Annotated in this window: 12 protein-coding genes; 8 read left to right on the top strand and 4 right to left on the bottom strand. The window is 41.8% G+C overall.

Features of this window, described 5'->3' with window-relative positions; translation table 11 throughout:
- The first annotated feature begins 233 nt into the window (after window positions 1-233).
- The 8 genes from FMM05_RS11690 (at window position 234) to FMM05_RS11655 (ending at window position 8,769) form a co-directional block, all read left to right on the top strand.
- Window positions 234-1,109 (top strand): cupin-like domain-containing protein, encoded by an 876-nt coding sequence (locus FMM05_RS11690; RefSeq protein WP_143373566.1) that lies wholly within the window; start codon window positions 234-236, stop codon window positions 1,107-1,109.
- A gap of 255 nt (window positions 1,110-1,364) precedes the next feature.
- Window positions 1,365-2,717 carry a GH1 family beta-glucosidase gene (locus FMM05_RS11685; protein ID WP_143373565.1) on the top strand — a complete coding sequence of 451 codons (1,353 nt, stop codon included), beginning with the start codon at window positions 1,365-1,367 and terminating at the stop codon, window positions 2,715-2,717.
- 6 nt (window positions 2,718-2,723) lie between these two features.
- Window positions 2,724-3,725 (top strand): glycosyltransferase family protein, encoded by a 1,002-nt coding sequence (locus FMM05_RS11680; RefSeq protein ID WP_143373564.1) that lies wholly within the window; start codon window positions 2,724-2,726, stop codon window positions 3,723-3,725.
- Between the two features lie 116 nt (window positions 3,726-3,841).
- On the top strand, window positions 3,842-4,825 hold the full coding sequence (locus FMM05_RS11675; protein ID WP_143373563.1) for a sugar phosphate isomerase/epimerase family protein: 984 nt from the start codon (window positions 3,842-3,844) through the stop codon (window positions 4,823-4,825).
- 24 nt (window positions 4,826-4,849) lie between these two features.
- On the top strand, window positions 4,850-5,317 hold the full coding sequence (locus FMM05_RS11670) for a hypothetical protein (RefSeq protein WP_143373562.1): 468 nt from the start codon (window positions 4,850-4,852) through the stop codon (window positions 5,315-5,317).
- Between the two features lie 21 nt (window positions 5,318-5,338).
- Window positions 5,339-6,565: a nucleoside permease gene (locus FMM05_RS11665; RefSeq protein ID WP_143373561.1), complete on the top strand. Its 1,227-nt coding sequence runs from the start codon at window positions 5,339-5,341 to the stop codon at window positions 6,563-6,565.
- A gap of 4 nt (window positions 6,566-6,569) precedes the next feature.
- Window positions 6,570-7,715 carry a Gfo/Idh/MocA family protein gene (locus tag FMM05_RS11660; protein WP_185965573.1) on the top strand — a complete coding sequence of 382 codons (1,146 nt, stop codon included), beginning with the start codon at window positions 6,570-6,572 and terminating at the stop codon, window positions 7,713-7,715.
- Between the two features lies 1 nt (window position 7,716).
- Window positions 7,717-8,769 (top strand): sugar phosphate isomerase/epimerase family protein, encoded by a 1,053-nt coding sequence (locus FMM05_RS11655; RefSeq protein WP_143373560.1) that lies wholly within the window; start codon window positions 7,717-7,719, stop codon window positions 8,767-8,769.
- A 62-nt stretch (window positions 8,770-8,831) separates the two neighbouring features.
- Here the strand turns inward: FMM05_RS11655 and FMM05_RS11650 are convergent, their stop codons facing one another.
- The 4 genes from FMM05_RS11650 to FMM05_RS11635 all read right to left on the bottom strand — a co-directional run bounded on the left by FMM05_RS11650 (window position 8,832) and on the right by FMM05_RS11635 (window position 13,340).
- Entirely contained in the window at window positions 8,832-9,713 is an 882-nt protein-coding gene (locus FMM05_RS11650; RefSeq protein WP_143373559.1) for a 3-keto-disaccharide hydrolase, read from the bottom strand.
- 158 nt (window positions 9,714-9,871) lie between these two features.
- Window positions 9,872-11,344 (bottom strand): carboxypeptidase-like regulatory domain-containing protein, encoded by a 1,473-nt coding sequence (locus tag FMM05_RS11645; RefSeq protein ID WP_143373558.1) that lies wholly within the window; start codon window positions 11,342-11,344, stop codon window positions 9,872-9,874.
- A gap of 160 nt (window positions 11,345-11,504) precedes the next feature.
- Window positions 11,505-12,329 carry a helix-turn-helix domain-containing protein gene (locus FMM05_RS11640; RefSeq protein ID WP_143373557.1) on the bottom strand — a complete coding sequence of 275 codons (825 nt, stop codon included), beginning with the start codon at window positions 12,327-12,329 and terminating at the stop codon, window positions 11,505-11,507.
- A gap of 39 nt (window positions 12,330-12,368) precedes the next feature.
- Window positions 12,369-13,340, bottom strand: a complete 972-nt coding sequence (locus FMM05_RS11635; protein ID WP_143373556.1) for an aldo/keto reductase — start codon at window positions 13,338-13,340, stop codon at window positions 12,369-12,371.
- Between the last annotated feature and the right edge of the window lie 112 nt (window positions 13,341-13,452).

Genomic DNA, 13,452 nt, shown 5'->3' with positions numbered 1-13,452 from the left:
GTGATTTTATAGGGGAAATCTTTATAAATAATTTCAAAAAATTTTGCGATGTATTTTAATGCATGCAAGTTGTGTGCCAGTACTGTAATTATTTGTCTTAGCTATTAAAATTTATTGTACTTTGGTATAACGATTTTGGGCCTCTAAATATGCCGTATTCCCTTTGTTTATAGCTATGGGCAACAAAATTGTTTTAACTGATTGTACGCCGTTTTTTAATAATAAGATAATATATGGCCTTTGAATATATAGAGATAGAGAGGGTTGAAAAACTTACTAAAAAAGAGTTTATAGAAAATTACTACAAGCCGCAAAAGCCGGTGGTAATTACAAACCAGATTGAAGACTGGCCCGCCTTTACAAAATGGAACTTTACGTTTTTGCGGGAGGTTGCGGGAGATAAAAAAGTTCCGTTATATGATAACCGTAAAACCGACCATACCAAAAAAGTAAACGAGCCCGATTTTATAATGACCATGGCCGAGTATATTGATATACTGCAAAAAGGCCCAACCCACCTGCGCATCTTTTTATACAATTTAATGAAGGATGTACCTTCTATGAAAGACGATATGAAATGGCCGCAACTGGGGCTGAGGTTGTTAAAGAGCCTTCCATTGGTGTTTTTTGGCGGGCAGAATGCTAAAGTTTTTATGCATTATGATATTGATTTCCCTAACATCTTCCATTTTCATTTTGAGGGTAAAAAGCAATGCTTTTTGGTAGACCCTAAGGAAACCAAGTACATGTACCGCCTGCCATACTCCTGGATTTGTAATGAAGATATTGATTTTGATAACCCTGATTTTGAGAAATTCCCTGCGCTTAAAAACGTAAAGCCGTATATAACCACGCTTAAGCATGGTGAGATGCTTTACATGCCGGAGGGCTGGTGGCATTACATGAAGTACCTAACGCCAGGGTTTTCGCTTAGCCTGCGCTCATTGGCGGGCAGGCCTGCCAACCTGTTAAAGGGCTTTGCAAACGTGGCGTTTAACCGTTATTACGATAACTGGATGCGCAAACGCAAAGGCCAGGCATGGCTGGATTACAAGGATGCGGAGGCCATAAGGCGCACCAATGCACTTTTAGAAAAAGAATCGGCTTAAATAGATTTATACAGGCTGCACCCAAATATGCAGCCTGATTTTTTTTTTTGTTTTATTTGCAATTAACTGGTATTTAATAATTTATTAATACCGGCATTACTATTAAATAATATTGGTAGTGGTAATTTGTATAAAACACGGAACATGAAATTTTTAAGCTTAAAATATCTTATATCCTTTAAGGAGTGGCTTTTTTTAAGGGCCATGCAATCAACCTTCCTTCATTAATAAAATAATAGTTGGGGGTATTGCCGGATGGATAAATTAGATTTACGCAAATCTCAGTTTGGGGAAGATTTTTTATGGGGCGTCTCTACGGCTGCCTTCCAGATTGAGGGTTCTCATGATGCCGATGGAAAAGGCCTTTCCATCTGGGATGTTTTTGCTTCAAAAAAAGGCCGAATTAAAGGCGGGCACCATGCCCTTACCGCCTGCGATTTTTATACTTCGTATACAACCGATATCCAACTTTTAAAGGAGTTGAATATTCCTAATTTTCGCTTTTCTGTAAGCTGGTCCAGGATAATGCCTAATGGTACGGGCGAGATCAACCAGGCGGGTATCGATTATTACAACCGCGTTTTAGACTGCCTTACAGAGCATGGCATTGAACCCTGGGTTACCGTATACCATTGGGATTTGCCTCATGCGCTGGAACTTAAAGGCGGGTGGACCAACCGTGACTGTGTTACCTGGTTTGCCGATTTTGCCGCTGTTTGTGCCCAACATTTTGGCAACAGGGTAAAGCACTGGATGGTTATTAATGAGCCTTCGGTTTTTACCGGAGCCGGGTATTTTTTAGGCATACACGCACCCGGCAGGCGCGGGTTTACCAATTATTTAAAGGCTATTCATCATGTTACGCTGGCTACTACGGCGGGCGCTAAAGCACTGCGTGCTGGAATGCCTGATGCTACTATAGGCACTACCTTTTCCTGCACCCATATAGAGCCTGCCACGCAAAGCAGGCGCGATCTTGCCGCCGCACAGCGCGTAGATACCCTGCTTAACCGCACTTTTATAGAACCGATACTGGGTATGGGCTATCCTGAGGCTGATTTCCCGGTGCTTAAAAAGTTGCAACGCTACATGCTCCCGGAGGACAACGATAATATGGCTTTTGATTTCGATTTTATTGGCCTGCAATGCTATACAAGAGAGGTAGTGCGGGCATCGATGTTCACACCCTACATAGGTGCCGCCCTTGTTAAGGCAAGCAACAGAAAAGTACCTACTACCGATATGGGGTGGGAGGTATATCCGCCCACTATGTACCATCTTCTTAAAAAATTCGGGGAATATAAAAACATTAAAAAAATTATTATAACCGAAAACGGCGCTGCCTTTCCGGATGTGGTGGCTAATGGCGAGGTTAACGATGCACAGCGTACCCAATATATACAAGACCATTTAGAACAGTTGCTTAAGGCTAAAGCAGAAGGCGTTAACGTGCAGGGTTACTTTGTGTGGAGCCTTACCGATAATTTTGAATGGGCGGAGGGCTATCATGCCCGTTTCGGCTTAGTACATGTAGATTTTGATACCCAGCAGCGCACCGTAAAACAGTCGGGGCGCTGGATTAGTGAATTTTTATCAGACAATAAATAAAGCAATATGAAAATACTTTATGCCGTACAGGGCACCGGGAACGGGCATTTAAGCCGCGCAATTGATGTTATACCCTGCCTGCAGCAGCATGGCGAAGTAGATATTTTAGTAAGCGGCACGCAGGGCGATTTGCCGTTACCATTCCCGGTAAAGTATAAGGTAAAGGGTTTGAGCTTTATTTTCGGCAAAAAGGGCGGGGTAGCCCTTTGGAAAACCTTTACCAAAGCCAATTTGCGCAAACTGGTTAAAAGCATCCATCAGCTACCTATAGATGAGTACGATTTGGTTATTAACGATTTTGAACCGGTTTCGGCATGGGCATGCCATCTTAAAGGCAAGCCGTGCATAGCATTAAGCCACCAGGCTGCGGTGCTGGATGAAAGCTTTCCATTACCTGATAACAACGATAAAATGGGCCGCCTTATCTTAAAAAATTATGCACCTGCCACGACAAAATACGGTTTTCACTTTGCAGGCAATGGCGAAACTATTTTTACGCCCGTAATACGTCAGCAGCTGCGCAAACAGCGCATTACAAACGAGGGCCACTACACGGTTTACCTGCCATCATATGATGATAAAGCCCTTATAAAAAGGCTTAGTAAATATAAAGATGTTACCTGGGATGTGTTCTCTAAGCACAACTCTAAAAAGATGGTGTATAAAAATATAACCATCCGCCCTGTAAATAATATATTGTTTACAGAGAGTATGGCATCATCGGCAGGGGTGTTGTGTGGTGCCGGTTTCGAGACCCCTGCCGAAGCGTTGCATCTTGGTAAAAAACTGTTGGTTATCCCCATGAAAAACCAGTATGAGCAGCAACTTAATGCCGCCGCACTAAAAGCAATGGGTGTGCCGGTTATTAAAAGCCTGAAATCTAAATACGAACCGGTAATAAATGACTGGCTGCTTAACGGGCAGGTAATACCCGTTAATTATCCTGATAACACCCAGAAAATTGTAGATATGGTGGTACAAAAGCATGCACTTTTAGTTGCAAAATAATTTATCTGTTTTAATTAAATTAGTTATAATTCTGGGAGTAGGGTTGACTATATCGATTTAATTTTTATTTTTAGAAATTAATTGCAGCAGGCAGTTCCTTTTCTAAAAACAAACTTATGCACAGACGATCTTTTCTTAAAAATACAGGTAAATTAGGCATGGCGTTAAGCCTTGCGCAGTACCTTTCTCCGTTCGATTTATTACATGATGATGCAATGGCAGATGATAGTAATGCTCCGTCCATCAGATTATCTTTGGCGCAATGGTCGCTTCATAAAGCCATTCTCGAAACCAAAACATTAGATCCGTTAGACTTTGCCAAGAAAGCAAAACAGCTTGGTTTTGATGCTGTAGAATATGTAAATCAGCTGTACAGTATAGACCAGGCTAATGCTACGGCCTCAATACACAATTTAGTCAGAGAGCTTAAAAAACGCAGTACTGATAACGGCGTACAAAACGTACTTATAATGATTGATGGCGAGGGCGAACTCGCTGCATTAAGTAAAGCCAGCCGTAACGAAGCTATAGGCAAGCACTCAAGATGGGTAGATGCCGCTGCAGAGTTGGGCTGTAAATCCATCAGGGTAAATTTATTTGGCGAAGGGGCAGAGAAGGATTTTGATGTATGGAAAAAAACATCAATAGATGGTTTGGGGACTCTTGCCCAATATGCAGCTAAAAGTAACATAAATGTACTTGTAGAAAATCACGGTGGTTTGTCGTCAGACGCTGGTAAGCTAATGCAGGTAATTAAAGCCATCAACCTTAAAAACTGCGGCACATTACCCGATTTTGGAAACTTTTGTATGAAAAGAGAAGGCGGCGAGCGTTGGGGGACTCCGTGCATAGATGAGTATGACAAATATAAAGGCGTGCTGGAAATGATGCCGTTTGCGCACGGTGTTAGTGCAAAATCGTTTGATTTTGATGCTAACGGTAACGAAACCACTATAGACTATTTTAAAATGCTGAAAGTTGTAAAAGAGGCAGGCTACAAAGGCAGGATAGGTGTAGAATATGAAGGCAGCCGCCTTAGTGAAGAAGATGGCATTAAAGCTACAAAAGCGCTCCTGCTTAAAGCTGTTGCAAAACTATAACAGCGTGCAACGCTTCTTAAAATAATGAATTTACTAAAAATATTTATAGCAGCTTTTTCTGCAACTAATATCATGACAACGTTTAGCTACCTGCTCTCAGCCACCTATAAAAGGTTGTTTAAAGAGCCGGTTATGATGAACTTTGTGTTGGAAGGCATTGGCATACGTTTAAAAGGCAGATGGAACAAAATAGGCGGGTGGATTGCACATTATATAATAGGCTTCGCTATAGTAATATCCTACGAGGCTGTCTGGAGGTATACATCGGTGAAATTTGGATTTGTGTCCGGTATCATTATGGGTGTTATCACAGGATTGATAGGCATAATGTGCTGGAGGGCCATCTATCTTACTTCAATACATGAAGATGTATCCCGCAGGTCGTATTATATACAACTCTTTTTCGGGCACATTATTTTTGCCTGCGCGGTAGTAATTGCTTTCAAGATATTTAAATACGATCCAATTTCTAAAATTGAGCCTTACCTTTAAATTTATCCCTTAAATCAACCAATGAAAATAACTATACGATTACGCCTCTCGTTAATGATGTTCCTCGAATTTTTTATCTGGGGCGGTTGGTTTGTAACATTGGGTACTTATTTAGCTAACAACCTAAACGCTACAGGTGCACAAAGCGCCATGGTTTTTGGTACACAGTCCTGGGGAGCAATTATAGCGCCCTTTGTGATAGGCCTCGTTGCCGACAAGTATTTTAATGCCGAGAAAATATTAGGGGTACTGCACCTTATAGGCGCTTTGCTAATGTACCAATTGTACAGCACAACAAGCTTTGATGTTTTTTATCCGTATGTTTTTGGGTATATGATAGCATACATGCCTACACTGGCGTTGGTAAATTCGGTTTCTTTTAACCAAATGAAAGATCCTGCTAAAGACTTTTCATCCATCAGGGTTTGGGGCACCATTGGCTGGATAGCCGCAGGCTTGGCCATTAGCTTCCTGTTTCATTGGGATTCTGCCGAAGGGATAAAAGAAGGCTTACTGCAAAAAACATTTTTAATGACGGCTATAGCCTCGGCAATACTGGGGCTGTTTAGTTTTACATTACCTGCAACACCTCCCAAAGCGGCATCGGGCGAAAAAGCATCGGTTACAGAGATACTTGGGCTTGATGCGCTTAAGCTTTTAGGCAACCGCAACTTTTTTATGTTTTTTATCGCATCGGTACTAATATGCATTCCATTGGCCTTTTACTACCAAAATGCCAACCCGTTCTTTTCAGAAATTGGCATGGCAAACCCTACCGGCAAAATGACAATAGGTCAGGCATCCGAAGTTGGCTTTATGCTCCTGCTACCTGTTTTCTTTAAGCGTTTTGGTTTTAAAGCCACCCTGCTTGCAGGGATGCTGGCCTGGGCTGTGAGGTATATTTTATTTTCTTACGGCAATGCAGGTGAATTATCGTTCTTACTCATAACAGGAATTGCATTACACGGTGTTTGCTACGATTTCTTTTTTGTGTCCGGGCAAATTTACACCAACTCTAAAGCCGGAGAAAAGCATAAAAGTGCCGCACAGGGCCTTATTACACTGGCAACTTATGGTGTGGGTATGCTTATAGGTTTTTGGGTGGCAGGAATAATTACAGATAGTTACAATACAGCAGGTGTACACAACTGGCAGCATATATGGCTGTTCCCGGCGGGCTTTGCACTTGTGGTAATGGTGCTGTTTGCTGTCTTTTTTAAAAATGAAAAAATAGAATATAAAGAATAATCTCATGAGGAAATTACGAATGGGAATGGTAGGCGGCGGCCCGGGCTCTTTTATAGGCGATGTGCACCGCAAAGCTGCCATAATTGATGGTTTGATAGAACTGGTTTGCGGCGCGTTTAGCAGCTCGGCAGAGCGCTCTCAAGAAACAGGCAGGGCGCTATACCTGCCGGAAAATCGTTGTTATGCCAGTTTTGAAGAAATGATATTGGCGGAAAAGCAACTGCCTGAAGGCGAGCGAATGGATTTTGTTGCCATTACCACGCCCAACCACCTGCATTTTGCTCCGGCAAAGCTGGCGCTCCAAAATGGTTTTCATGTGGTTTGCGACAAACCTATGACCTTAAATGTTGAAGAAGCTAAAGAGCTTATAACCCTTGTTGAACAAACGGGGCTGCTTTTTGCCCTCACGCACAACTATACCGGCCATCCTATGGTGCGCCAGGCCAGGGCTATGGTTGCCAATGGCGATTTAGGAGCTGTACGTAAAGTACAAGTACAATATTTACAGGGCTGGATGGCTACCGCTGTAGAAAAAGAAACCGGAGGTAAAGAGTTCTGGAGGCAGGATCCGGCCAAATCGGGGATGGGTGGTGCGTTGGGCGATATCGGCACACATGCCGAAAACCTGACCGAGTTTATTACGGGGCTCAAGATTAACGAACTTGCTGCCGACCTGGGTCGTTTTGGCGAAGGCCGCGTACTTGATGATGACGGCAACATCCTGCTCCGTATGGAAAACGGGGCTAAAGGCACCATGTCTATCTCGCAAATTGCTACGGGCGAAGAAAACAACCTTGCCATTCGTGTTTATGGCGAAAAGGGCAGTTTAGAATGGCATCAGGAAAACCCTAATGAACTGATTACACGATGGCTTGATGCACCTAAAAAAATATTCACACCTAACGGTAAAGGCCTTTATGCTGAGGCTGCTGCGGTTTCAAGAATACCATCGGGCCACCCTGAGGGGTATTTAGAGGCTTTTGCAACTATTTACCGTGGCTTTGCACAGCATTTAGTGGCAGTTTTAGAAAATAAAACTATTGATGGGACTGCTTATCCAACCGTTTATGATGGGCTAAGGGGGTTGCAATTTATAAGCGCGGCAGTGCATAGCGATGCTAACAACGCTGCCTGGACAAAATTACAATAACATGAAAACAATAAAAGGGCCGGGTATTTTCCTGGCGCAATTTGTGGGCAGCGAAGCCCCGTATAATTCTCTTGACGGTTTATGCCAATGGGCGGCAGGTTTGGGCTATAAGGGAATCCAGATACCTACATCAGATAAATGGCTTATCGATATTGATAAAGCTGCCGAAAGTCAGGATTATTGTGATGAACTAAAAGGCAAGGTAAATAGTTTCGGACTTGAGATTACGGAGCTATCTACCCACCTGCAGGGGCAGCTTGTAGCGGTTAACCTGGCGTATGATGTTATGTTTGATAATTTTGCGCCTCTGGCTGTTAAAAACAATCCTAAAGCCCGTACTGAATGGGCTGTAGAAACCGTTAAAAAAGCGGGTACAGCTTCCCGAAGGCTTGGGCTTACAGCACATGCAACATTTTCAGGGGCATTGCTGTGGCATACCATGTATCCCTGGCCACAACGGCCGCCAGGACTGGTTCAAGCAGGTTTTGATGAGCTGGCAAAACGCTGGCTGCCCATACTTAACCATTTTGAAGATAATGGCGTAGATGTTTGCTACGAAATTCACCCGGGCGAAGATCTGCACGATGGCATATCATTTGAGCGATTTTTAGCCGCCACAGGCAATCATAAACGCGTAAATATGCTGTACGACCCCAGCCATTTTTTATTGCAGCAGCTGGACTATTTAACCTTTATAGACCACTACCATAGTTACATAAAAGCTTTTCATGTAAAGGATGCTGAGTTTAACCCTACTGGTAAGCAAGGCGTTTATGGCGGTTATGCCGACTGGGCCGACAGGGCAGGGCGTTTCCGCTCACCGGGTGATGGGCAGATAGATTTTAAAGGCATCTTTAGCAAACTTACACAATACGGCTGCGATGTTTGGGCTGTAATGGAGTGGGAATGCTGCATTAAAAGTCCCGAACAGGGTGCACGTGAGGGTGCACCGTTCATTAAGAGTCATATTATTGAAGCCACCCAAAAAACCTTCGACGATTTTGCGGGGGGCGCTGTAGATCGGGAAAAAATAAACAAGATATTAGGGCTGTAATTAATGGCCTTAAATAAAAATGCCGCTAAAGTCTTAGCGGCATTTTTATTATAATATGATATTTATCTGAAGTAAGCAGCATATTCTGCCGGAAGGGTTGTAAGCTCTTTAATCATCACATCTTTGTAAAATGTTTCTGCGGCTTCGCTTTGCAGTTGTATTTTTCCTTTAGTTAACGGTACAGATTTTCCATTCTCTACATAACGTGAGTTTTGCAGTACCATTACTACGTGGCCATTTACAATGTGCAGGCTTTTACCCTCAAAACAAACAAGCTCAACTTCAGTCCACTGGCCTTTAGGGCTTTCATGGTTTTCTCCGCGCAGGCAAAACCCATCTATACCCGTTCCTGTTGCAATAGGTAAAAATGGTTGCTTTTCATTAGCAACAGGGTTCATAATACCTTCCGGTATAAAAGCCCGCACATCAATGGCGGCGTTCGCAATATTCCAGTAATCGCCCATATGGCCTTCCATCAGCTGAAATTCCTGCGACAACATCCAGGCACGCCAATAATCTTTACCGCACTCTCCAACCGAATGGTACAGGATGCCTGAATCTCTTAGCTTATCAGTACGCGGATCCCATTTCTTTTCGCCCCAGCGCACTTTAGCTTTAAGGTGGTAATTTTCATATTCGGCTTTGGTAAAAACGCAACCATAAATTTCGCCGCTTACGCGTAATACGGGTTCTCCTTTTTCTTCAATAACCGTAAACACACCGGCCTCATTTTTGTTGTAGCCTATGGGCTTAATTTCTTTACCACCGGCATCTATAGGAACTTTACCATTGTAACCAGGTTTATGGCGGTAACTAAGATACATCTCCCACTGGGTTAGGTTTTTATCCAATAGGTTTTTCCATTCTGGTTTTTCGGAAAAGCCAAAAAGCGTTGTAATAAAGAGGCAGGGCACAACAATTTTGAATACAGTTTTAAAGATCATAAGGTTTAGTAATTTGGTTTTAGCCCCATAAAAATAGGACTTTTACAAATAGTGAAGTAATTTTATTTGAGTTTATGAGAGGTTATAAGTTATAACTACAGAAAAAGCCTTTAAATCATCTGACTTAAAGGCTTTGTACATACAGAATATGTTATTGTTTAATTATAATTTTTAATGGCATCTACAGGGGCAAGTACATTGTAATTTTTCCATACCGATGCATCGTATTTTGCTAAGTGCTTTATATCGTATTTTTCCTGCTCTGATATGCTGTTAAACTCCTGGGCATTTATAGGCTCTTTATTTATTACAAATAACTCCTCAGTAGTTTGGGCATCAAATTCAGCAAGAAAGTCCAGTTTAAGCATTTTGGTTTCTTCTTTTTTGTCTACTTTATTTTTAGTAAGTTTTAAAGAGCGGTTAAGGTACATATAGGTTACCATTTGCTTTTTGGCAAAGTTTACAGAGTACTTTCCTTTTTCGTTCTTGGTGTAGGTAGCGGCAACTTTTACACGATCCTGAACCATTTTCATGCCCAGTAAAAATTTAAGGTTTATTTTCTCTGCGGTTTTACCATCGGCTAAATTATATTCCAGTTTTACAACTGCAAAATCGTTCACGTTTACGTAAAGTTTACCAAAATAGCTTGCAGAGCTTTTCGCCGGTTTAAAATCTAAAATGTATACAGTTTCACCACCGTAGTTAGAGAAGCCTTCTAAAGTGTAGGTGTATCGTTTTAAATCAGTTAAAAAATCAAGTTCGTCATTAGTATAAAACTTGTTAAGCGATGAACTTAACGATGTAATACGGCCCCTTAAATTAGCGGTTTTACTATCCTGAACGCTATCTTTTTTAGGCGAATCAAACTTAAAATCCTTATCCAATGTAAACAGGCCTGATTTTAGAGTGTAGCTGGCATCGCGATCCAGGTGCTTTTTAATTACTTCCATTAATCGGCTGTTAATCTGGTCGCCGGAGATATCCTTCTCCTTATTTCTTAACTCAACAGCTTTTTCAACAGCTAACTTTGATTTACCGTCTTGTGTATACAAATGCCCATACGATTCGGTAAACAGCTGCGAGCTTTGGTTTACAACTTTGGCAGTTATATCTTCAAGTTCCTTGTTGAGGTCTTTTAACGTAGATTTTGTTTCGAGCGATGATTTTAGCAGCTCAAACTTACTATCAAGCAGTTTAATGTTTTGAGAAGATCTCATAAAAAAGGTTTGCTTTACAGGCTGGGTGCCATAATTTTTAGGGGCATTGGCAATAACCTGTGCCAAAATTTCGGCAGGTGTAAGTTTTTGATTGGTAATGTAAACATCATCCAGTTGGGTTGCCTGTTCTTTAAGCACATAGGTGCCGTTTTTAAAATCGGTAAGCGGCACCTGTACCGTTTGGTAGCCAATACTGCTAAAGGTTACTTTGTTGTCTTCGGCAGGCTCCGGCAGTAATATAATAAAGGCTCCGTCTTCATTGCTTACAACGTTATAAGTAGGGCCTATGCCAATAGTAACATAAGGTATTGGTTGTTGTTGCTCGTCTAACACTTTACCTGTTACAGATTGTGCCACGATGTTTTGGGCAACAAGCAAAAACGTAAGCAAGAAGAAGGAAGTTACTTTTTTCATAGTGAATGGTTTGTTGGTGTTTTAGGTTAGACGTCCGCTGATAGATTTTGTTACCCGAAATTTAGATAAATGTTAAAATATTTGTTAAAGATAAATTTAATATGATGAGATGATACTTTAAATAAGCAAAAAAACCATCCGGTTATGGATGGTTTTGTAATTATAGCAATGTGTTAACAGGTAATTCTGTAGGTGCCACGCCAAACTTCTTTTTAAAGGAATGCGAAAAATGTGAGAGGCTTTCAAATCCCAGGTCGAGGTAAATGGCAGATGGCTTTTTATGCTTATTTTCAATAAGATGGCGCGCTTCGGCCAGTCGTTTTTCCTGTAGCCACTGTCGGGGCGCCATACCAAAGGCTTTTTGAAAATCACGCTTAAACCCTGCAAGGCTCCTGCCGGTAAGCTGTGCAAATTTTTCTACCGGCATATTAAAATGATAATTGCTCAACATAAATTTTTCCAGATCCATCTTATGAGTCTCAGAAAAGTCAAACAAAAATTCTTTCAATTGAGGCATCGTGTGCAAAAGTATCTTTACAACCTCTTTTACTTTTAGCATGCCTAAAGCATCAGTAATCTTTGCTTCAGGATGTTTTACATACGGTATAACCGACTGGAAAAAACCATGTAAAAAATCATTCTCAGGGATAAGTATATTGGGTGCACCGGTATATTTTTGTACTGTTTCTATTTGTTCCTCTAAGGCAATCTTTCGGAGCAGGTCTTCCTTAAGGAGAATGACTATAGTTTGGTAATCTCCGCCATCAATGGGTATCTTGGTAATCTCGCCCAGCTGGTTTTTTCGTATCAGCAACATGTTTCCTCCGGTCATCGAAATAGTTTCTGTAGCAGTAGCTAACGTAAATAGCCCCGAAACCTGTAATACCAGCGTACTGTGCTCTAAAAAGCCTACTTTTTCCTTTCGCATTTTAGAGAGAAAGGAGTAAAAGAGTACACCCGGTATTATTTCGGTAGGATTTGTCATGTAGTAAAGATATAAATTTACAAGCTAAAGCCTGCGTAACTATCGTTGCAGGTAGGTACCTCCAAGTATCGCGCCCTGTGCAAAGTGTGTGTTAAGCGTATCCATTTCCTGAGGCGTGAATGTAATTTCCATAGCCTGCATATTTTCAGGCAGGCGGGAGCGTTTGCTCATGCTTACCAATGGCATTATATGCTCTCCCTGCGCGTTAACCCAGGCAATGGCAAGTTGAGTGGGAGTAAAGCCTTTTTCTGCTGCAATGGACTTTAAAGCCTCTACCTTTTCCAGATTTTTTATCAGGTTCTCTCCCTGGAAGCGCGAAAAGTGGTTATGATAAGAATTTGCTGCAAGTGGCGCTTTCATTTCGCCTGTAAGGAGCCCCTCGGCAGTATTGGCAAAGGCCACCACACCAATCCCCAACTCTTTTGCGGTAGGGAGCAGATCATTCTCAATTTGACGGTCGGCTAAAGAATAACCTATCTCTAATGCGGTTACCGAGTACACGCTGTTAGCTGTACGAAGCTGATCTGATGTAATTTCCGATACCCCTAAATGGCGTACCTTTCCTTCTTTAATTAAATCGGCAATAGTTCCTACTACATCTTCTATTGGTACACTGCCATCAAGCCTGCACGGCTGGTAAAGGTCTATAGTATCTATGCCCAAACGCACTAAAGAATAATTGATAAAGTTTTTAATGGCTACGGGGCGAAGGTCTAACCCAATCCATTGGCCGTTGTAAAATATCGCGCCAAACTTTACGCTTATAAAAGCGTCATCCCTGCGGCCTTTTATGGCTTTGCCTACAAGCAGTTCATTGTGCCCGCTGCCGTAAAAATCGCCGGTATTTAGGAAGTTGATACCGCTGTTTAACGCAGCCTGAATGGTAGCGATGCTTTCATTCTCATCATTTGCCGGGCCACCCCAAACGGGCGACATTCGCATACAGCCCAACCCCAATTTAGATACTAATGGCCCGTTATTGCCTAAAGCTATTTTTGATATTGTTGTCATTGTTATTTATTATTAATTAACAATACAAAGTTCAGCTTTATGTGTTTTCGCAGCTTATGCTTATGGCTCAATTTACTTGCCTGTATGGCTCATTAAACTTATGTAAGCCATA

The organism is Flavobacterium zepuense, assembly GCF_007097145.1.
In the GTDB taxonomy this organism is placed as follows: domain Bacteria; phylum Bacteroidota; class Bacteroidia; order Flavobacteriales; family Flavobacteriaceae; genus Flavobacterium; species Flavobacterium zepuense.
This window is presented reverse-complemented; position numbering and strand designations above follow the sequence as displayed.